The organism is Nocardia sp. NPDC004860 (assembly GCF_040609015.1).
Taxonomy (GTDB): Bacteria; Actinomycetota; Actinomycetes; order Mycobacteriales; family Mycobacteriaceae; genus Nocardia.
Window position 1 is genome coordinate 347937 of sequence record NZ_JBEXJI010000004.1, and the last position, 19403, is coordinate 367339.

Genomic DNA, 19403 nt, shown 5'->3' on the forward strand with positions numbered 1-19403 from the left:
CCTTTCGGGCTTGACCTGAACCTTGGTCGAGGTTGGAGAGTGGGGTCATGCCGACCGAAACCACACTCAGCGCAACCCCTTTCGATGCCACTACGATCGACACCCTTGCGCAGTCGCTGTCAGCTGCGACTGTGGTCGGGATCGGGGAATCGACGCGGTTCGCTCAGGAGACGTTTGCGCTTCGGGACGAGTTGTTCCGGAATCTGGTTGTGCATCACGGATTTCGTACGCTCGCTGTCCAGGACAGTGCCGATGTCGGCGAGAGGCTGGATGCCTACGTGCGGGAGGGCAGGGGGACGGCGGTATCGGCTCTCGAACTGGCCTGGCGTCCCTGGCGTACCGCGGAGATGGCTGCGGCACTGACCTGGATTCGTGAGTTCAACGAGGCCCATCCCGGCGATGAAGTGCGCGTCGTCGGCGTCAAGCCGGCCCAGGCCAAGCCGGAGGATTACGACGCCGTGCTCGCTGCGGTCCGAGTCCAGGCTCCGGATCGTGTGGCCGATCTCGCTGCCCATCTGGAGCCCGTCCGCACCGCCCACACGCTGGACGAGCACGTCCAACGTGCCCGAGGCGTCCACCCGGGCCGCCCGTTCCTCGACCACGCCCGCGACGCCTCGACACTCCTCGCCTCGATCCCGGGCATCAGCGAAACCGTCCGGGCCCGAATGGCTCTGATCGAGGACTTCCACCGCCACAGCGTCGCGGGCCGCGGCAGCTACGCGGGTGAAGCCGAACTGTGGGCCTCCTCGATCATCGGCCACTACCAGCGCACCGGGCTGCGGACAGTGTACTGGGACGGCATATCGCATGTCTCCGCCGATGACGCGGCCCTGGGTCTGGCCGGGGACCAGGTCGCCAAATCCAGTGTCGGCAGCGTTCTCCGTGAGTATTTCGGCCGCGACTATGCCCCGGTGGCCATCGGCTTCCACCACGGTAATGTCGGTGTGGCCGAGATCCCTGCCCCCGCACCGGATTTCCTGGACGCGACGCTGGGTGCGATGGGCCTTCCGAAACTCTGGCTGGACATGCGCACCGCCCCGATCGCGGCTCCCGTAAAGATGCGCGTGATCAGCGGCGTCTACGACCCGGTCCGGGATGCGGACGAGCACTTGGCGATTCGCAAGCTGTCGAAGGCCTTCGACATTCTCGTCCACATCCGGGAGGTGACCCCGGTCCACTGGCTGCCGTGAATCCCACGGCCATCCGATGCGTCCCGTCACATACGCTGCCGCGGTGAGCGAAGACCTGAGTGAAGACGTCCGGCATCCGACGGAAGAGCAACGGCGGCAACGCAATGCGGAGGCCAACCAGTGGTGGGAGCGGAACTACGGACGCCGCGTGGAACTCGGTAGCTTCGGTCAGGCCATGTCGGTATTGCTGGCCGCCGAACTCGATACGTGGTCCCGGACCGAGATCGACGGCGTCTACGCGAAATTGGGGTGGGAATCGACCGGCGACGCAGCCGCGCTGACTGCGGAGGGCGCGGCGCTCGTCGCGGTCGAGACCCCGCGCTCGATCACGGCGCCGGGCTTCGGATACGGCGAGATCAAACAGCTTCTGCTGTCGTACCCCTGTTCGCCCGCGCTCGTCGATCACGTGTTCACGACCGCACTGGCCGAGTGCATCGGCGTCCTCGGCGAACCGGATCTGGTGGGCGGCCCTGGCGCTCTGGCGATCTGGCTGCGCCCCGGCGACATCGTGACGCTGGGCCGATCGATCCGCCCGATCGAGGTGAGCCTGCGAATCGAGCCGCGCGAGCCGCGCACGGTCGAGCGCGAATTCGATTGGGAATACGACGAAGACCACCGGCCCGCCGAGTGCTGGCTGGCATGGCCGGACGAGTCGCGCCGCACCGAGGTCGGCGCCCTCGGCTACAAGGAGCCCGACGCACCGACCCTCGACGAACTCGACGACCACATCGACCGGTTGTTCCTCTCCCTGGCGGTGGATCTCCCGGTCCTGCATCCCCTGGTGCCGCACGCGATCTGGGTTCTCACCCTGGCCGACGAGCCGGAGTGGGTGGCGCAGGGCTTCTTCGCCTCCAACGCCCAGTCCCGCCTGGAGGTGCGCGAAGACGGCGGGGCGCGCGGCCGGATGTTCAACCACGGTGTCGCCTCGGCGCGGCAGATCGCGGCGGAGACGAAGGCGGCCATCCGCCGGTCGGGCGCGAAATATCCGTCGGACCTACGGTTTCAGGCGTGGCTGTCGCCCTCGAAGCCCGGGTTGCAGGCCTTCCGGCTCGGATTGCAGTGGGACGAGCGGGAGCCGGAGGACACCTGACGCCCGCGCTACCCCGGGATACGGCTACCCGACCGCGGGGATATGGGGGAGCTGGTGGCTCATCCGATCGCGCTTGGTCGCGAGGTAGTGCACATTGTGCTCGGTCGGCTGGGTCTGCAGGGGGATCCGCGCGTGCACCGCGATGCCATTGGCCTGCAAGCCCGACTGCTTCGCGGGGTTGTTGCTCAGCAGGCGCACCGATCGCACACCCAGATCGGCGAGGATGCGGGCGGCGGCGCCGTAGTCGCGCGCGTCGATGGGCAGGCCCAGCCGGACGTTCGCGTCCACCGTGTCCGCACCCGCGTCCTGGAGTTCGTAGGCGCGGAGCTTGTTGAGCAGGCCGATGCCCCGGCCCTCCTGGCCACGCAGGTAGACGATGACGCCGCGCCCGGCCGCGGCGACGGCCTCCAGGGCGGCGTCGAGTTGCTCGCCGCAGTCGCAGCGCAGCGAGCCGAAGGCGTCGCCGGTGAGGCATTCGGAATGCACTCGGGCGAGCGTGTTCTCGCCCGACGGGTCGCCGTGGACGAGGGCGAGATGTTCCGCGCCGGTGTGGGCGTCGGAGTAGCCGTAGACGCGGAAGTCGCCGAAGCGGGTGGGCAGCCGCGTCTCGACCTCGCGAACGATGCCGTGCTCCAGCTGTTTCCGATGTGCGATCAGGTCGGCGATGGAGACCAGCGGGATACCCCATTCTCGCGCCATGACCAGCAGCTCGGGCAGCCGCGCCATGCTGCCGTCGTGATTGACGACCTCGGCGATGACACCGGCCGGACGCAGCCCGGCCAGCCGCATCAGATCGACGGCCGCCTCGGTGTGGCCCGGACGGCCCAGCACGCCACGGGGATTCGCGCGCAGCGGGAACACGTGCCCGGGCCGCGAGAGCTGGGCCGCGGTGGTGCGCGGGTCGGCCAGCAGGCGCATGGTGTGCGCGCGGTCGGCGGCCGAAATGCCGGTGCTGACACCGGAAACGGCGTCCACCGAGACCGTGTAGGCGGTGCCCTTGGGATCCTCGTTGATCGAGGTCATCGGCGGCAGCTGGAGGCGGTCGCAGTCCTCGCCGGCCATCGGCACGCAGAGCACCCCGCTGGTGTGCCGCACCAGGAACGCGATGTTCTCCGCGGTCGCGTGCTCGGCGGCCAGGATCAGATCGCCTTCGTTCTCGCGGTTCTCGTCGTCCACGACCAGTACCATGCCGCCGCGGGCCACCGCCGCCACCGCGGCTGCGATCGAGTCGAGTTCACCGGTCATCGTCGACCACCTCCTCCGGCCGCTCGGGCTGGCGACCTATTTCCAATCGAAATATGACGAGTGCGGAACAACGAGGTGAGGTCCCGCTCAGCGGAAAGGAAAGTGCGGTCAGTGCACGCCTCGGGCCATGGTGGTGACGGAGTTTTCCAGTACGCCACAACGGCCCGGAGGCGAATCGCCTCCGGGCCGTTGTTCATTCGGTTGTCAGTGCCTCACACGAATGTCAGTGCGCGGCACCACCGGTGGCCGGGTTCCGGCCGTGCTTCATGACGAGCGCTCCGATCAGTGCCACCGCGGCCGAGATGGCCACGAAGTAGAAGCTGATCTCGTAGCCCTTGTCGGCGTAGAGCAGCGGAATGTCCTTGACGACCGGCGCTTGGCCCGCCACCGACACCACTGCCTTGACCGGATTCGCGGTCAGGAACGCGGTGGCCACCGCGAGGCCGATACCGGCGCCCATGGCCTGCATGACGCCCAGCATGCCCGCACTGATGCCCTGCTGTTCAGCCGGAACGCCTTCCACTATGAGGTTCGGCGTGGATGCGTAGTACAGCGCGAACGCGATGCCGTACACCGCGCTGATCAGCGCCTGCGTCTGCCAGCCGTGCGAGAGCGCCGCATAGGCCAGGCCGCTGCCGACGAAGATGACCAGTGCCGTCACCAGTGGCCGGCGGGCGCCCGAGCGCCGGATCCACAGGCCGCCCAGGAAGCCGAAGATCATGGCGATCAACGATTGTGCGAGGGTTACGTGGGTGGCGTACTTCAGCAGCGAGAAGTTGTCGCCGTAGCTGTAGCCCGGCTGCAGATCCACCTTGACCATGTCCGGCGGCAAGTGCTGGTACACCATCTCCGGCGGCACCTGCGCGTTCACGACCTCCGGTGTCACCTGCGCGTTCACCGTGTCCGTCAGCTTCTTGACCACATCCGGCGGCAGGTCCATGCCCGGCGGCAGCGCCGCCTTGGCCTGTGCCTCGGCCGCGGCGAGCCCCTGTGCTCGCGCCTGAGTGAGAGCCTGGGCCTGTGCCTGGGCCAGGGCACCGGCCTTCACCTGATCCCAGGTGGCGTCCTTGACCTGCGCCACGACCTGATCGGACGGCGGCGACTGGGTCATGTAGCCGGTCGCGTAGGACTGGTAGCCGATCATGAACGAGGCCAGCAGACCGATGAACAGCACCACGCTGACGCGCGGGTTGAACAGCAGCTTCATGTCCATGATCGGTTGCTTGGCACGCATTTCCACGATCGGGAACAGGGCGAGCAGCACCAGGCCGCCGATCAGCCACACCAGCGTGGAGGGCTTGGTCCAGCCCCAGTCCTGGCCCTTGTCCAGGTACAGCAGGGTGAGGGTGGCGCCCGCGCCGAGCAGCACCGCGCCGATGATGTCCAGGCGCTGCGGGGTGCGCAGCTTCGACTCCGGCACCACGATGATCAGCAACGGAATCATGATCACGGTGAAGACGAACAGGAACCAGAACAGTCCGCGCCAGCTGTAGTGATCGGTGATGTAGCCGCCGATCAGCGGACCGGCGAGGGCGGACACGCCCAGACCCGTGGAGGCGATGCCGAGGCCGACGGGAACCAGCCTGCGCGGCATCAGGTCCCGGATCAGTCCGTAGGACACCACGGTCGTCGCGATGGCCGTCGCCTCCAGCGCGCGGCCCACGAGGAACACCGCCCAGTTGCTGGTGATGGCGCACAAGGCCGTGCCGATGAGGAACAGCACACCGCAGACCAGGAACATCTTCTTCTTGCCCCAGATGTCGCTGAGCTTGCCGATCAGCGGGGACACGGCGGCACCGAAGATGCCGAAGACGATGATGGCCCAGTTGATGTTCGCGCCCTGTTCGGGGAAGGTGGGCGCGATCTGTCGCAGTGCCGAGGCGACCATGACGTACTGCATCGGGGAGACCTCGGTGAACAGCACGATGACCGCGAGGACCGACCAGATCCTCAGATTGGAGGCGCCGTCGAGGCGCCCGGATTCGTCAGGCGCGGGACTCGGTGGCACCGCGGTGTCGACGGAGGTGGACATGAGGCGTCCTCCATGGGTGGGTAGTAACACGATCGTGTGAACCGTGTCACGGCCACTGGGCGCCGACTATCACCAAGTCCGTTCAGTGGGAATCGCTGGAATTCTGCTTCTTCGCAGGCTTCCGGCGGCTACGCTGTCTCGCCAATTTGTCCAAATCCGCCAGCAGGTCCTCGGCGAATTCCTTTTCGGCCTCGTAATGCTTGACGCACCAGCGCAATACCGCGCTGGGATATGCCCAGTCCGGATTCACATCCGCGCCCTCGGCGTCCGCCTGTGCGCGCCGCCGCATGGTCTCGGTGTATTCGATGTGCTGGGTGAGGATCTCGCGCATGCGCTCCGGCTCGGCCAGGTGCCCCAGCCAGGCCCGCAGCATCACGCTGTGCTTGAGGACGGGGGCCTCGACGGGGGAGTGGTTGACCCAGTTCGACGCCGCTTCCCGCCCGCTCTCGGTAATCGCGTACATGCGTTTGCCGCGCATGCCGTCCTCGGACACCACGGTCCGGGAGATCGCGTAGCCGTGCTTTTCCAAACGCTTGAGCTCGGCGTAGATCTGGCTGAACGACGGACTCCAATAGAAGAACTGCAGACTCCAGTCGGCCCATTTCTTCAGGTCGTATCCGGACAGTTCTTCGGCGTGCGAGAGCATTCCGAGAACCGCCCACGCCGTTGTGGGAAGTTCCGGAATCGCCTGCGTCTCTTCGGCAGGCACGCCATCGGTCATGATCGAACTGTATCGCCCCCGCATGCCCTGGCTCCGCTCAACGCCAGTGGGCGCGACGCGGGAACAGGGTGCGGCCGGCCTCGTGCGCGACCTCGAGCACGACGCGGGCCAGCCGGTCGTAGCTCATGCCGTCGGCGCGCCCGGACAGCGACAGCGCGGCGGGCGCGGTGCCGCGGCCCCGCAGCGGCGCTGCGACACAGGCGATTCCGGCGACGGCCTCCTCGCGGTCGATGGCCACGCCCTGCCGCATGCGGATCTGCTGCAGCTCGCGCGAGAGCGCTTCGGGCTCGCAGATGGTGCGCGGGGTCAGGCGCGGCAGCCGGGTGCGCAGCGCGGCCTCGGCGATGTTCGGCTCCAGGCAGGCGAGCATGGCCTTGCCGAGCGCGGTGGCGTGCGCGGGCATCCGGCCGCCCAGGCGGGTGGGCAGGCTGGCGGCGAAGCGGCCGCCGGCCTTGTCCAGGTAGACCACGTCGCGGCCGTCGAGGACGGCCAGGTGTCCGACCATGCCGGTGCGCTGGCTCAGCTCGTGCAGCAGCGGGGACACGGCATCACGAATCTCGTTGTGGTCGGCGGTGAGTCCGCCGAGCTCGAGTGCGCGCATGCCCAGCCGGTAGCCGCCCGAGGTGTGGGCCAGCCAGCGCAGCTTGATCATCTGGTCGAGGATCCGGTGCACGGTGGACCGCGGCAGCCCGGTGCGCTCGACCAGGCCGAGCAGCGTGAGGGTGGGGGTGGATGCGTCGAATGCGTCGAGGATCAAGGTCATCCGCTCGATCATCGAGACGGGAACTTCGGCGCTGGCGCGAGATTCCTTGGCGCGCATGGGATTGTGTGGGTGTCGAGTCTCCGCCGGGGGCAGCATGGTGACGGACATATGTACCTCCGTTGGTTCATATCCAGTCTAGGACTATTCCGATTAGGCATGTACCTAGTTCGGAGCTTGTGCTACCCATCACAGTGCCTCGTGCCACAACCTGCGGAATCGGGAGAACTACGTAAAACCTACGCATCCGTGTCCCGATCACCGAACCACGGAGTTGACGCCTCCTGCGCGCGACCTGCTGTCATGACTGCTAGCTATATTTCGGATCGAAATAAGGAGGCGCCGGTGCTTACTGGTGTCAATGTGCCCGGCGGCCGGACACCGGCCATCGACGCGACGGCATTCAAGACCGTTCTCGGCAGGTTCTGCTCGGGAGTCACCGTGATCACCGCCCTTGCCGAGGACGAACCCCTCGGCTTCGCGTGCCAGTCGTTCGCATCGCTGTCCATCGACCCGCCGCTGGTGAGCTTCTTCCCGGCGCGGACCTCGAGCACCTGGCCGAGGATCCGTGAGGTGGGCCGGTTCTGCGTGAACATCCTGGCCGACGATCAGGCCGAGATCTGCCGTCAGCTCGGGCGGCCGGGCGCCGACAAGTTCGCGGGCGTGGAGTGGACCGCCTCGGCGAACGGCTCGCCCCTGCTCGCCGGGGCCATGGCCTCCATCGACTGCGAGCTGTACGACGAAGCCGACGGCGGCGACCACACCATCGTCATCGGCCGCGTGACCTGTTTGAATGAGCATTCCGAGGCGAAGCCGCTGCTGTTCTACCGCGCGGCGTTCGGTCGCCTCGACACGCAGTAGGCACGGTCGTCCCGAGCATCAGCGGGCGTAGTCGTCGCGGCCATCGGCCGGCGCGGTCGTCTCGTCCATCAGTAGTCACAGCCCGGCCAGTGAGACTGCGCTGTCGTCGCCGTCACATCGGCCGCAACCATCGAAGCAAGGCAAGGGAGAGGAATTCACATGACCACCATGGACGGTGAGGTGCGGGTCATCGACGCGGGCAAGCCGCCGGCGCGATTCGCGCGCGGCTGGCACTGCCTGGGCCTGGCCGACTCCTTCCGCGATGGAAAGCCGCACACCGTCAAGGCTTTCGGCACCGAGATCGTGGTGTTCGCGGCCGAGGACGGCACCCTCAACGTGCTCAACGCGTACTGCCCTCACATGGGCGGCAACCTGGCCGACGGCACCGTCAAGGGCGACTCCATCGCCTGCCCGTTCCACGACTGGCGCTGGAACGGCAAGGGCAAGTGCACCGGCATCCCGTACGCGCGCCGCGTGCCTCCGCTGGCCCGCACCAAGGCGTGGCCGACCATGGTCGAGAACAAGATGCTGTTCGTCTGGAACGATCCGGAGGGCAAGCAGCCGCCGGCCGAGCTGGCGATCCCGCGCATCGACGCCGCCTTCGACGACGAGTGGACCGACTGGACCTGGAACTCGATGATCGTCGACGCCAACTGCCGCGAGGTCGTCGACAATGTCGTGGACATGGCGCACTTCTTCTACGTGCACTACGGCTTCCCGACCTTCTTCAAGAACGTCTTCGAGGGCCACACCGCCAGCCAGTACATGACCTCCGTGTCGCGTGAGGACATGATGGGCGAGACCGCCAAGGCGCTGGGCGGCAAGAACGTCCTGCAGTCGGAGGCCTCCTACTACGGGCCCTCCTACATGATCGACTACCTCAAGAGCGAGAGCCCGAACGGCCTGGTCGTCGAGGGTTATCTGATCAACTGCCACTACCCGATCAACGAGAACCAGTTCGTGCTCATGTACGGCGCGATCGCCAAGAAGCCGGAGGGCGTGCCCGCCGCGCAGGCGCAGGAGATCGCCGAGAAGTTCGTGGGCGGTCTGGGCAAGGGCTTCGAGCAGGACGCGGCCATCTGGAAGCGCAAGTCGCGCATCAACAATCCGCTGCTGTGCGAGGAGGACGGGCCGGTCTACCAGCTGCGTCGCTGGTACGAGCAGTTCTACGTGGACACGGCCGAGGTCAAGGACGAGATGACCGACCGCTTCGAGTACGAGGTGGACACCGCCCGCGCGGTCACCGCGTGGGAGGCCGAGGTCGCCGACAATATCGCCAAGCGCGAAGCCGCCGTCACCGGCGCAGTGGCGCAGGGCTGAGAGACGCTGCCATGGACAAGGTTTCGTGCCGGTCCTGCGGGACCTGCGTGCTGGTGGAGAAATACAGCGACCAGCACACCAGCGTGCAGTGGAACAGGGACGCGCAGGCCGCGTGCACGGAACTCGCGGACACCGGGCTGCGAGCTCACACGTGCCCGGCGCTGCGGGCCAGCATCGACGAGGCCGTCGCCTCGGGTGCGTTGACCGTCAGCACGCGTGACGTGGACGTGCGCACTCGCGGGCGAACTCTGGCCTGAGTGGAGTCGCCGGCTGCGGTCGGCGGCCTCCGGGTGGGCCTCCCGACATCGTCGGCGGTCGGCCCCGAGTAGCGGATACCCCTCCGGGACGGGGTCGAAACTGACAGCACAGGAATGGAACTGGTGGAACGGATGACGGTCACGGACTTCGAGGTGGACGCGGCTGTGGAAGCCGCTCAGGTGAGCGGGATCACATCGGTGCGGATCGTGCGCGTGGTGCGCGAGACGGCCGACGCGGTGTCGCTCGAGCTGGCGCCGGACGCCGCGCACGCCGACCGGTTCTCGTATCGTCCGGGACAGTTCCTGACCCTGCGCATCCCGAGCGATCTCACCGGGTCGGTGAGTCGCTGCTACTCGCTGTCGAGCGCTCCGCACGAGGGCGGTCCGCTGAAGGTCACCGTGAAGCGGACCGTCGACGGCTACGGCTCGAACTGGCTGTGCGACAACGCCACCGAGGGCCTGACCCTGGATGTGCTGCCGCCCGCCGGCATCTTCACCCCGGACTCGCTGGACACCGACCTGCTGCTGTTCGCCGGCGGCAGCGGCGTCACGCCGGTGCTGTCCATCCTGAAATCCGTGCTGGCGCAGGGCTCCGGCCACTGCACGCTGATTTACGCCAACCAGCACGAGAATTCGGTTATCTTCGCCGAGGAGCTCGCGGAACTGGCTGTCGCGCACCCGGATCGACTCCTGGTGCTGCACTGGCTGCAGTCGGTGCAGGGCTTGCCGAGCGTGGCCGGTCTGGCCGCGATGGCGCGTCCATGGGCGGGCCGGGAGGTTTTCGTCTGCGGTCCCGGTCCGTTCATGGACGCGGTCGCGGCGGCCATGGCCGAGCTCGGCGCGGACCGCAAGCGCGTCCACTCGGAGAAGTTCGTCTCGCTGTCCGGCAACCCGTTCGAGATCGACACGGCCGCAACCGAGGTGGTGGCCGACGACGGTGACGCCGCCCTCGCGCGGGTCGAGCTCGACGGCGAGAACCACGAGCTGACCTGGCCGCGGCAGCAGACCCTGCTCGACACCATGCTCGCCAAGGGCCTGGACGCCCCGTACTCGTGCAAGGAGGGCGCGTGCAGCGCCTGCGTGTGCCGGGTGGTCTCCGGCGAGGTGAGCATGCGCCGCAATGAAATCCTGGAGGAGGAGGACATTGCCGACGGCTATGTGCTCGCCTGCCAGGCCGTTCCGGTCACCGACGACGTCACCGTCACCTATTCCTGATATCCCGAATCTCCCGAGGAGTATCACCATGGCTGCCTTCGCCTCGCTCGGCTACGTGCGCGCCCAGATCGCCGATGTGGACGCCTGGCGCGCATTCGCCTTCGACACCATCGGTTTCGCCGAGGGCTCCGGCCCGAACGCCGATTCGGTGTACCTGCGCGTCGACGAGCACACCTACCGGCTCGAGCTGGTGCCCGGCGACCGGGACGCGGTCATCGCCGTCGGCTGGCAGGTCGCCGACCGTCGCTCGCTGGAGCTGGTGCGCGAGATCCTGGAGAAGGCCGGCGTCGCGGTCACCGCGCTGACGCTCGCCGAGGCCGCCAACCGGCACGTCGAGGAGGCCATCGCCTTCGTCGATCCGTCCGGGTTCACCATCGAGGTCTTCCACGGCCCGCTGCTGGACCACAGCCCGGTGGTCGGCAAGTTCGGCAACCGGTTCGTCACCGGGGACCTGGGTCTGGGCCACGTGGTGCTGCCGGTGCGCGATATCGAGGAGGCGCGCAAGTTCTACACCGAGGTGCTGGGCTTCGCCTCTCGCGGCTCGTTCCGGGTGGGCCCGCCCGAGCATCCGATCTGGATCCGCTTCATGGGCGTCAATGCCCGCCATCACAGCCTGGCGCTCATCCCGGGCTCGCGCCCGGACGGCCCGGGCATCGTGCACGTGATGATCGAGGTGGACTCACTCGACGATGTGGGCCGCGCCCTGGACCGCGTGAACAAGGCGGGCTACCACCTGTCCTCCACGCTGGGCCGCCACACCAACGACAAGATGATCTCCTTCTACGTCCGCACGCCGGGCAACTGGGATCTCGAATTCGGTTGCGAGGGCATGCTCGTCGGCGACGACTACGTCGCCGAGGAGATGACCGCCGACAGCTACTGGGGCCACGAGTGGGCTAGGGGCTGACCCACCCGCACCCGCGCTCCCGGCACGGAAGGACAGTGACATGCGTGCGGTAGTCATGCGGAATCGGAAACTCGTGGTCGACGAGGTGCCCGAACCGGTCCCCGGACCCGGGCAGGTGCTGGTCGAGACGATCGCCTGCGGGATCTGCGGATCCGACAAGCAGGCGCTCGACCACACCGACGATTTCCTGCAGGCCTCGCGCGACAGCGGCGTGCCGACCTTCCTGTTCGATCCGCACCGGGACCTGGTGCTGGGCCACGAGCTGGCCGCCCGGGTCATCGGCGCCGGACCGGACACGCCGTTCGTGGCGGGGCAGCACGTGGTCGCGCTGCCCTGGGCGCTGGACGCCGCGGGCGGGATCCACGGAGTCGGATACTCCAACGAGTTCCCGGGCGGCTTCGGCGAGCGCATGGTGTTGCAGGCCATGGCGCTCGAGCCCATTCCCGAGCATGTGCCGCCGCACGTCGCCGCCCTGACCGAGCCGCTGGCGGTCGGGTTCGGCAATGTGGCGCGCACCGGCATCGGACCGGACGGGACCGGGATCGTGATCGGTTGCGGGCCGGTCGGTCTGGGTGCGGTGGCGGCGCTGGCCGAGCGCGGCGTCGCACCCATCGTGGCCTCGGATCCGTCGCAGCTGCGCCGGGAGGCCGCGCTGCGGCTGGGCGCGCACCGGGTGGTGGATCCGGCCGTCGAGGATCCGGTCGAGGTGTGGCGGGAGCTGTCCGCGCCGGGGCAGAAGCTGCACGTGTGGGTGTGCGCCTCGGTGCCGGGACTGCTCAACGACCTCATGTACAAGGTCCCGCGCGAGACGGCCATCCTGCAGATCGGCGCGGTCATGACCGACGACGTCATCCGGCCCATCGTCGGCATCTACAAGGACATCTCGCTCCAGATGTGCATGGTGTACCCGCACGAGGAGTACGCGAAGACCCTGCGCCGCATCGCCGATGGCACCGTGGACGCCGCCTCGCTCATCACCGATCAGGTGGGGCTGGACGGGGTCGCGGGCGCCATCGAGTCACTGCGCAATCCCGACGATCACATTCAGATCCTGGTCCGCCCCGGAATGTGAGCGCGCACCAGTCGGCAGAAGTCGACCGGGTGCAGGCCGTCCGCGCGCTGCCAGAGGGCCGCGTCGACGGCGGTGTGCTGCGAAATGTGTTCGGCCACAGTGAATCCGTGCCGATCGAGCAGCGCTGTCACGGACTCGGGTGAGAAGAAGCTGAGCAGCGGCTCACCCTGTTCGGCGGTGGCGGCGAGCGCGAATTCGGCGAAGACACGGCCGGATTCGTCGCGCAGCTCCGGTAACAGCGCGTACTCCATCACCAATTCGGTGCCGGGCGCCCAGCCCGACAGCGTGTCCAGGGTGGCGCCGATCGCCGATTCGGTCAGATACATGGTGACGCCCAGCCAGCTCACCAGGGCGGGCCGATTCGGGTCGAAGCCGTGCGCGGTCAATTCCGCGGCCAGGTCGTCCCGTTCGAAATCCACACCGGCGAATTCGACCGTGGCGACGCCGATTCCGGCGGCGGCGAGCAATTCCCGCTTCCACGCCTGGGTGGCGGGATGGTCCACCTCGTAGACCGCGAGCCGCCCCGCCAGGGGCGAGCGGTAGGCGAAGGTGTCCAGGCCCGCGCCGAGGATCACGTACTGCTCGAACCCACCGGCCGCCAGCCGGGCCTCGGTGTAGTGGCTCCGCGCGCTGACCTGGGCCCTGGTGCCGCTGAGCACCGGGTGATCGCCGGACTCCCGGTGATAGGAGATGAGTTCGGCGGCCCGCTCGCCCAGCAGCGTCTCGGCCACGGTGTCCTGGAACAGATGCGGTGGGCGATCCACGATCAGATGCGCGGCGCGACCGGCCGCCGCTATCATCGCGGTCCGGCTCGGGCCCCTGTTGTCCGTCGAGCCGTTGTCCATCGAATTCTCCCTCCACGTAAGGATGCGCGGCAGCCCATTATCGGAAATCGCTACCGCGAGATCCGATGGTAGACAGGAGAATTCGATTTCGCTTTCACCATATCACACGGAAATAAATTTCCGATTACGGTGAATGCCGTCGGACTATCGATCGGTGAAGGTGATCCGGACCGTCACCGGATCGCTCTCCAGCGCCGCGAAGAAGCCGCGGGTGAACGGGGCCAGCGCCGGATGCGGGGCGAAGGTGCGGGCGCGGGCCACCACGTCGTCGTCGGGGAGCAGCGCAGCGGTGCCGGTGCGCCAGTTATCACCCTGGCGGACACGGACATTCGGGTTGGCCGTGAGGTTCAGGCCCCAGCCCGACCGCAGGCCGTGCTGGCAGATGGCCCACGCGCCCTCATCGTCGAACAGCAGCGACACCGGCACACGGCGCGGCTGCCCGGACTTGCGGCCGACGGTTTCGATCTCGCTGGCGAAGGCAGTGCGGATGCCGATCCGGTCCAGGGCGCGGACGGTCGGGTTCATCACATAGCGGCCCATGGCGCGCTCGGCGCGGAACTTGCGGGCCGCCCGGTCGGCGGTGGTGCGCGGGGCGGTGGATCGCTTGCTGCGGAAGGCATCGAAGCCGTTGCGGCGCAGCATGGTCACCGCCGTCAGCCAGGGCGAGCGGTCCGGGTCGGGATCCTTGCCCGCGCCGAGCCGGTGCAGCTGATCGGTGTGCCACTGCAGGTCGAGCGCGCCGTCGAAGGACTTCAGGCCGCCATTGGCGGCCAGACGCGGGGGCAGGCCCAGCGAGATGTGCGGCGGGCGCAGCGTGTCGGTCCGCTCGGTGAGCAGATCGGCTGCGGCGCTGGGGATCACGGCTGTGGGGCGGCCCAGGCCGACCAGGTCGCAGGTGCCGCCGGCCAGTGCGTCGGACATGGCGGCGCGGGAGCGGAAACCGCCGGTCACCACGATCGGGACCGAGCCCGCGGCCTGCCGGGCGGTCTCGGCGTAGTCCAGGAAGTACGCCTCGCGGGCGCGGGTGCTGGCCGAGGCCGTGCGCGGCCGGCCCATCATGGCGGGGGATTCGTAACTGCCGCCGCTGATTTCGAACAGGTCCACCTGCTCGCCGGACAGCTCTTCGATGACCGTGCGCGACTCGTCCTCGGTGAAGCCGCCGCGCTGGAAGTCGGCCGAATTGAGTTTGATGCCCAGCCCGAAGCCCGGGCTCACCGCCGCGCGGATGCTGCGCGCCACCTCGACCACGAACTGCCGCCGTCGCTCGGCGTCGCCGCCCCAGGCGTCGGTGCGCTGATTCGACAGCGGGGACAGAAACTGCGAGACCAGATAGCCGTGCGCGCCGTGGATCTGGACGCCGTCGAATCCGGCGGCCTCGGCGATCCGGGCGGCGCGGCCGAAGCGGGCGATGATGTCGAGGATCTCGTCCTCGGTCAGCTCGCGCGGTGCGGGCACGCCGGGGATGCCCATGGCAATGGCCGAGGGTGCGACCGCGCGGGTGCGGGTGACGATCGGATTGGCCTGCCGTCCGGGATGATTCAGCTGCACCCAGACCTTGGCGCCGCCGTCCTTGGCGACCTTGGCCCAGCGGGTGAGGGCCTCCAGGTGCCGCTCGTCCTCGATGGCCACATTGCCGGGTTCGCCGCAGTGGCGGCGGTCGACCATGACATTGCCGGTGACGATGAGGCCGTAGCCGCCGCGGCTCCAGCGGCCGTACAGTCGTTCCAGTCGCGCGTCGGGGGCATTGTCGACGTTGGCCAGCCCTTCGCTCAGGGCGGATTTCATGATCCGATTGGATAGCACCTGACCGCTGGCCAGCGGCAGGGGATCGTGCAGGGTCGACTGTCGCGCGGTGGATGCTGACGGCATGGTGTGGCCCCGATTCCTCGTCGAAGAGTTGAGCGGCGGACTACACTGGGTAGACCAATCGGTATATTGAAAAAACGGTAGTACACCGATCGGTATAGAGCAAGGAGGAATCGTCCATGGGTGCCCGCGACCGCCTCATCGACAGCGCCATCGCCCTGATGCGGTGCAATGGCATCGCCGGGACCGGCATCGCGCAGCTGCTCGAGCACAGCGGCATCTCCCGCCGGTCGATCTACCTGAACTTCCCGGGCGGCAAATCCGAACTGGTCGCCGAGGCCACCCGGACCGCCGGACAGGCCACCAGCGCACTCATGCGAACCGTCACCGCCGGCACCGATCTGGCCGGCGCCATCGCCGCCTTCCCGGCCCTGTGGCGGGACGTGCTGGTTTCGAGCGACTTCACCGCGGGCTGCCCGATCGTGGCCGCGGCGCTCGGCCGCTCGGAATCGCCCGAGGCGGCCGACGTGGCGGGGGAGACCTTCGGCGAGTGGGAGGGCATCCTCGCCGACCGGCTCGAGGCCGAGGCCGTGGAACCCGCCACCGCCCGCTCTCTGGCGACCACCATCATCGCGGCGGTCGAGGGCGCGGTCATCATGTCGCTGGCGACCCGCTCGACCACACCCCTGGAACGGGCCGGCCAGCAGATGGCCGACCTGGTCGCCTTGCACACGGGCAGGACGACCTCGGTCGGCTGAACCTCAGATCAGGCTCAGGCCGCCGTCGACGGTGACGATGGTGCCGGTGGTGTAGCCGGACCGATCCGAGGCGAGAAACGCTGCCATATCGGCGATTTCGCGCGGATGGGCCGGGCGGCCGAAGGGGAAGTCCGCCGCCATCTCGGCGAAACGGGCATTGGTCTCGATGAGTGTGGTGATGCGCGCGGTGGCCACCGGGCCCGGATTGATGCCGACCACCCGGATGCCGTCGCGCCAGCTGCGGCTGCCCAGCGCGCGGGTGAACGCCATGAGCGCCGCATTGCCGGTGCTGCCCGCGATGTACTCGGCATCGGGCCGCTCGCCCGCCGAACCGATGACGTTCACGATGACGCCGCCACCGCGCCGCGTCATGTCCGCGTAGATGCGGCGGCTCAGGTCGATGTAGCCGAAGACCTTGAGTTCCCATGCGTGCCGCCAGGTTTCGGCGTCGACCGCCGCCAGCGGTCCGGCCGGAATGTCGCCGGCATTGTTGACCAGGATGTCCGGCGCTCCGACCGCGTCCGCCAGCCCGGTGAGATCCTCGGCCGACCGCAGGTCCACCGGGTGGGAGCGCACCTGCACCCCGTAGTCGGCGCGCAGCCGCTCGGCAATCTCGTCCAGCCGCTCCTTGCTGCGGGCGGCCAGATGCAGATGGCAGCCCTCCGCGGCGAGTACCCGCGCGATCTCCGCGCCGATGCCCGCCGACGCGCCGGTCACGAGCGCGGTCCTGCCGCCCAGTCTCAAATCCATTGGCACATCTCCTGAATCTCGTGTCCGATGCCGATGTCAAACGGTGCGGACATTCGTCGGGTTCAACTTTTGGTCGAATGTCCACGTTGATGGAAAAGGCGGATCGCCGCCATCTGTTCCCGGTGCCTGCCCACTACGCCGTCGCGGCGGTGGGCGTGATGCCCGACATGCCGAGTACGCGCTGGAATACCCTGTCGCGCAGCCTTGCCGGGATATGGGACAGCAAGACCGCGAGTCGTGCATCGGATCCCGCTACATAGAACGCCTTCGGCTTGCGTGCCTCGACCGCGCGGGTGATGGCCGAAGCCGCCACCTCGACCGGCGCGTAGCGCTGGCCGGCCGCGGCCCGCTCGAAGGCGGTGAGCTGGTGCTCGTACAACCCGGCGGTCTGCGGATCCGCCTGTGCCAGTGCGGCTTCGGCCGCAGCGGCGGACTTGGCGAAGATCTCCGTGCGCATGGCTCCGAGCTGCACGACCGATACCGGAATACGCCACGGGGTCAGTTCGACGCGCAGTGATTCCGAATACGACTCCAGCGCGGCCTTGCTCGCGCCGATGGGGCCGAGGAAGGGGAAAGCGACCCGGGCGCTGGCCGCGCTGATATTCACGATCCGGCCGCCGCCCTCCCGGAGCAGGGGCAGAAAGGTCTGGATGACGCGCACCGGACCGTGCACATTGACCTCGAATTGCCGGTGCCACTCGGGGATCGGCACCAGTTCGGTCGGACCCTGGACGAGTACGCCCGCATTGTTGATCAGGGCGTGCAGCCCCTGTCCGTCTTGGTGTTTCGCCACCTGTCCGGCGGCTTCCGCGACGCTCGCGGAATCGGTGACATCGAGCGTGAGCTGGGTGATGCCGGTGGCATCCAGGTCCGGTGTCGGGGTGCGGACCCCGGCGTAGACGTGGAATCCCTTGGCGGCCAGGGTCAGTGCGCAGGCACGGCCGATGCCGCCGCCCGCGCCGGTGAGCAGGATCGCGCGTGCGTTGGTGGCTGTTGTCATGTGAAGCCTCGGATCGAATCGCGGTTGATACGCATACCCGGGTACATGAACAAGAGTACATGTCCCAAGGTACATGTCAATGGTCACGAGTATCCCGATCGATTCGAATCCCGGTGCGGCCTAGGTGTTCACCGATCCTCGTCGATCTCGTCGCGTGCCCATTCGGCCCATTCGGCCAGCGCCTCGTACAACCGGATGCCCGCCTCGACCGCGATCCGCTTGGACCTGTCGTGCGGATCGGTGCCGAACTCGCCGCGGTCCTTGGCCATGGCCAGCTCGCGGTACATGGCCGCGGTATCGCTGAAGAAACGCCCCTCGCGATCCAGGTGCTCGCCCAGATCCTTCGGCTCCATCAGCCAGAAGAAGAACGACCGCAGCAGCGGTTCCAATCGCAGGGTGTGATCGACCTCGTCCTCGACCAGCCACCGCCGCACCTCGGCCAGCCCGGCCTCGGTGATCCGGTACGCCTTGCGCCCCCGCGCCCCTTCGCTGTCCAGCTCGATCATTCCGGCCTCCGCCAGCCGTCCGAGCTCGGCATAGATCTTCGGATGCCGCGCCGGCCACACCGGCCCCAGCGCCTCCTGGAACCGCTGGGCCAGGTCGTACCCGCTGGCCGGCCCCTCCGCCAGCAACCCCAGCAACCCGTGCCGCAGCGACATGCCACACCCTTTCGTAGACCCTCACCACATCATCACACCCGGCTATCGCGCCCCGACTCCGCGAGCACGCGCTCGATCTCCGCCGACTCCGGAATCGAGGCACTGGCACCCAGTTTCGTCGTGGCCAGCGCCCCCGCGGTACAGGCCCAGGCCAGGGCGGTGTCGGGGCCTTCGTGCCAGTGGGCGGCCAGCGCCCCGGTGAAGGTGTCGCCCGCGCCGGTGGTGTCCACGACCTGCACGCGAATTCCCGGATGGGAGAGCTCGACACCGTCGGGACCGCGATAGCTCGCCCCCGCGCCGCCCCGCGTTGTGATGACGTGCGGCACGCCGGTGAGCGCGGAGGCCAGTCGGGCCGCCTCACCTTCATTCACGACGGCGACGTCGATCTCGGCCCACAACTCGTCCGGAAGCTCTTGCACCGGTGAGGGATTCAGCACCACCGTGGTGCCATGGGCCCGCGCCTGCCGGGCGGCCGCGAGCACCGTGGGAATCGGAATCTCCAACTGGCACATGAGCACATCCGCGGCGGCGATCGCGTCCAGGTCCGCTGTAGTCAGTTCCGTCATCCGCCCGTTGGCCCCCGCCACCACGATGATGGTGTTCTCGCCATTCCGGTCCACCACGATCGTCGCGATCCCACTGGGCCCCTCGACCTCGCGCAGCCGTGAGACCCCAACCCCGGCCTCACGCAACACCTTCCGCAGCGCGTCGGCGAACACATCCCCGCCGACCGCCCCCACGAACTCGACCTCGGCCCCCGCCCGCCGCGCCGCGATCGCCTGATTCGACCCCTTCCCACCCGGAACCAGTGCGAACCCGTCTCCGGTCACCGTCTCCCCGGCCTCCGGCCGCCGCCCCACGGTCGTCACCAGATCCATATTGATGCTGCCCACCACCGCAATTCGCGCCATGGTC

19 protein-coding genes are annotated in these 19403 nt (G+C 68.2%); 9 read left to right on the forward strand and 10 right to left on the reverse strand.

Annotated features, from left to right (window positions below):
* The first annotated feature begins 209 nt into the window (after positions 1-209).
* Both ABZV44_RS11930 and ABZV44_RS11935 read left to right on the forward strand, forming a co-directional pair.
* Positions 210-1190, forward strand: coding sequence for an erythromycin esterase family protein (locus ABZV44_RS11930; RefSeq protein ID WP_354834972.1), 981 nt, complete (start codon positions 210-212; stop codon positions 1188-1190).
* Between the two features lie 43 nt (positions 1191-1233).
* A complete protein-coding gene (locus ABZV44_RS11935; RefSeq protein WP_354834974.1) occupies positions 1234-2280 on the forward strand; it encodes a hypothetical protein in 1047 nt (348 codons plus the stop codon).
* Between the two features lie 24 nt (positions 2281-2304).
* On the opposite strand, the gene ABZV44_RS11940 is transcribed toward ABZV44_RS11935, so the two are convergent.
* The 4 genes from ABZV44_RS11940 to ABZV44_RS11955 all read right to left on the reverse strand — a co-directional run bounded on the left by ABZV44_RS11940 (position 2305) and on the right by ABZV44_RS11955 (position 7149).
* Positions 2305-3525 (reverse strand): bifunctional 3,4-dihydroxy-2-butanone-4-phosphate synthase/GTP cyclohydrolase II, encoded by a 1221-nt coding sequence (locus tag ABZV44_RS11940; RefSeq protein WP_354834976.1) that lies wholly within the window; start codon positions 3523-3525, stop codon positions 2305-2307.
* A gap of 223 nt (positions 3526-3748) precedes the next feature.
* A complete protein-coding gene (locus tag ABZV44_RS11945; protein WP_354834978.1) occupies positions 3749-5557 on the reverse strand; it encodes an MFS transporter in 1809 nt (602 codons plus the stop codon).
* An 82-nt stretch (positions 5558-5639) separates the two neighbouring features.
* Positions 5640-6278, reverse strand: coding sequence for a PadR family transcriptional regulator (locus tag ABZV44_RS11950; protein ID WP_354834980.1), 639 nt, complete (start codon positions 6276-6278; stop codon positions 5640-5642).
* A gap of 37 nt (positions 6279-6315) precedes the next feature.
* Positions 6316-7149, reverse strand: coding sequence for an IclR family transcriptional regulator (locus ABZV44_RS11955; protein WP_354834982.1), 834 nt, complete (start codon positions 7147-7149; stop codon positions 6316-6318).
* Positions 7150-7383: 234 nt separating this feature from the next.
* Between ABZV44_RS11955 and ABZV44_RS11960 the strand changes: the two genes are divergently transcribed.
* The 6 genes from ABZV44_RS11960 to ABZV44_RS11985 all read left to right on the forward strand — a co-directional run bounded on the left by ABZV44_RS11960 (position 7384) and on the right by ABZV44_RS11985 (position 12670).
* Positions 7384-7899: a flavin reductase family protein gene (locus ABZV44_RS11960; RefSeq protein ID WP_354834984.1), complete on the forward strand. Its 516-nt coding sequence runs from the start codon at positions 7384-7386 to the stop codon at positions 7897-7899.
* 159 nt (positions 7900-8058) lie between these two features.
* A complete protein-coding gene (locus tag ABZV44_RS11965) occupies positions 8059-9219 on the forward strand; it encodes a Rieske 2Fe-2S domain-containing protein (RefSeq protein ID WP_354834986.1) in 1161 nt (386 codons plus the stop codon).
* 11 nt (positions 9220-9230) lie between these two features.
* A complete protein-coding gene (locus ABZV44_RS11970) occupies positions 9231-9476 on the forward strand; it encodes a hypothetical protein (RefSeq protein WP_354834988.1) in 246 nt (81 codons plus the stop codon).
* A gap of 132 nt (positions 9477-9608) precedes the next feature.
* On the forward strand, positions 9609-10691 hold the full coding sequence (locus ABZV44_RS11975; RefSeq protein WP_354834990.1) for a ferredoxin--NADP reductase: 1083 nt from the start codon (positions 9609-9611) through the stop codon (positions 10689-10691).
* Between the two features lie 28 nt (positions 10692-10719).
* Complete coding sequence (locus ABZV44_RS11980) at positions 10720-11598, forward strand: VOC family protein (protein WP_354834992.1); 879 nt, start codon at positions 10720-10722, stop codon at positions 11596-11598.
* Positions 11599-11638: 40 nt separating this feature from the next.
* Complete coding sequence (locus tag ABZV44_RS11985) at positions 11639-12670, forward strand: zinc-binding dehydrogenase (RefSeq protein WP_354834994.1); 1032 nt, start codon at positions 11639-11641, stop codon at positions 12668-12670.
* Here ABZV44_RS11985 and ABZV44_RS11990 read toward each other — a convergent pair.
* Together ABZV44_RS11990 and ABZV44_RS11995 are read right to left on the reverse strand one after the other, a co-directional pair.
* Positions 12643-13515: a class I SAM-dependent methyltransferase gene (locus ABZV44_RS11990; protein WP_354834996.1), complete on the reverse strand. Its 873-nt coding sequence runs from the start codon at positions 13513-13515 to the stop codon at positions 12643-12645. The genes ABZV44_RS11985 and ABZV44_RS11990 overlap by 28 nt on opposite strands.
* A 144-nt stretch (positions 13516-13659) precedes the next feature.
* Positions 13660-15384, reverse strand: coding sequence for a nitroreductase family deazaflavin-dependent oxidoreductase (locus ABZV44_RS11995; protein WP_354834998.1), 1725 nt, complete (start codon positions 15382-15384; stop codon positions 13660-13662).
* 116 nt (positions 15385-15500) lie between these two features.
* Here ABZV44_RS11995 and ABZV44_RS12000 point away from each other — a divergent pair, with 116 nt between their 5' ends.
* Positions 15501-16079 (forward strand): TetR/AcrR family transcriptional regulator, encoded by a 579-nt coding sequence (locus tag ABZV44_RS12000; RefSeq protein ID WP_354835000.1) that lies wholly within the window; start codon positions 15501-15503, stop codon positions 16077-16079.
* A 3-nt stretch (positions 16080-16082) separates the two neighbouring features.
* Here the strand turns inward: ABZV44_RS12000 and ABZV44_RS12005 are convergent, their stop codons facing one another.
* The 4 genes from ABZV44_RS12005 to ABZV44_RS12020 form a co-directional block, all read right to left on the reverse strand.
* Positions 16083-16829, reverse strand: a complete 747-nt coding sequence (locus ABZV44_RS12005; protein ID WP_354835002.1) for a short-chain dehydrogenase/reductase — start codon at positions 16827-16829, stop codon at positions 16083-16085.
* Between the two features lie 133 nt (positions 16830-16962).
* Entirely contained in the window at positions 16963-17829 is an 867-nt protein-coding gene (locus ABZV44_RS12010) for an SDR family oxidoreductase (protein ID WP_354835004.1), read from the reverse strand.
* A 128-nt stretch (positions 17830-17957) separates the two neighbouring features.
* Positions 17958-18488 (reverse strand): PadR family transcriptional regulator, encoded by a 531-nt coding sequence (locus tag ABZV44_RS12015; RefSeq protein WP_354835006.1) that lies wholly within the window; start codon positions 18486-18488, stop codon positions 17958-17960.
* 32 nt (positions 18489-18520) lie between these two features.
* A complete protein-coding gene (locus tag ABZV44_RS12020) occupies positions 18521-19399 on the reverse strand; it encodes a ribokinase (RefSeq protein ID WP_354835008.1) in 879 nt (292 codons plus the stop codon).
* Positions 19400-19403: the final 4 nt, after the last annotated feature.

Bases quoted from the DNA above. Each gene is read 5' to 3' on its own strand.
- ABZV44_RS11955 (WP_354834982.1), bottom strand. From the start codon at position 7,149: ATGTCCGTCACCATGCTGCCCCCGGCGGAGACTCGACACCCACACAAT.
- ABZV44_RS11965 (WP_354834986.1), top strand. From the start codon at position 8,059: ATGACCACCATGGACGGTGAGGTGCGGGTCATCGACGCGGGCAAGCCG.
- ABZV44_RS11980 (WP_354834992.1), top strand. From the start codon at position 10,720: ATGGCTGCCTTCGCCTCGCTCGGCTACGTGCGCGCCCAGATCGCCGAT.
- ABZV44_RS12010 (WP_354835004.1), bottom strand. From the start codon at position 17,829: ATGACAACAGCCACCAACGCACGCGCGATCCTGCTCACCGGCGCGGGC.
- ABZV44_RS12020 (WP_354835008.1), bottom strand. From the start codon at position 19,399: ATGGCGCGAATTGCGGTGGTGGGCAGCATCAATATGGATCTGGTGACG.
- ABZV44_RS11945 (WP_354834978.1), bottom strand. From the start codon at position 5,557: ATGTCCACCTCCGTCGACACCGCGGTGCCACCGAGTCCCGCGCCTGAC.
- ABZV44_RS11940 (WP_354834976.1), bottom strand. From the start codon at position 3,525: ATGACCGGTGAACTCGACTCGATCGCAGCCGCGGTGGCGGCGGTGGCC.
- ABZV44_RS11990 (WP_354834996.1), bottom strand. From the start codon at position 13,515: ATGGACAACGGCTCGACGGACAACAGGGGCCCGAGCCGGACCGCGATG.
- ABZV44_RS12015 (WP_354835006.1), bottom strand. From the start codon at position 18,488: ATGTCGCTGCGGCACGGGTTGCTGGGGTTGCTGGCGGAGGGGCCGGCC.
- ABZV44_RS11975 (WP_354834990.1), top strand. From the start codon at position 9,609: ATGACGGTCACGGACTTCGAGGTGGACGCGGCTGTGGAAGCCGCTCAG.
- ABZV44_RS12005 (WP_354835002.1), bottom strand. From the start codon at position 16,829: ATGGATTTGAGACTGGGCGGCAGGACCGCGCTCGTGACCGGCGCGTCG.
- ABZV44_RS11985 (WP_354834994.1), top strand. From the start codon at position 11,639: ATGCGTGCGGTAGTCATGCGGAATCGGAAACTCGTGGTCGACGAGGTG.
- ABZV44_RS11995 (WP_354834998.1), bottom strand. From the start codon at position 15,384: ATGCCGTCAGCATCCACCGCGCGACAGTCGACCCTGCACGATCCCCTG.
- ABZV44_RS11950 (WP_354834980.1), bottom strand. From the start codon at position 6,278: ATGACCGATGGCGTGCCTGCCGAAGAGACGCAGGCGATTCCGGAACTT.
- ABZV44_RS11970 (WP_354834988.1), top strand. From the start codon at position 9,231: ATGGACAAGGTTTCGTGCCGGTCCTGCGGGACCTGCGTGCTGGTGGAG.
- ABZV44_RS12000 (WP_354835000.1), top strand. From the start codon at position 15,501: ATGGGTGCCCGCGACCGCCTCATCGACAGCGCCATCGCCCTGATGCGG.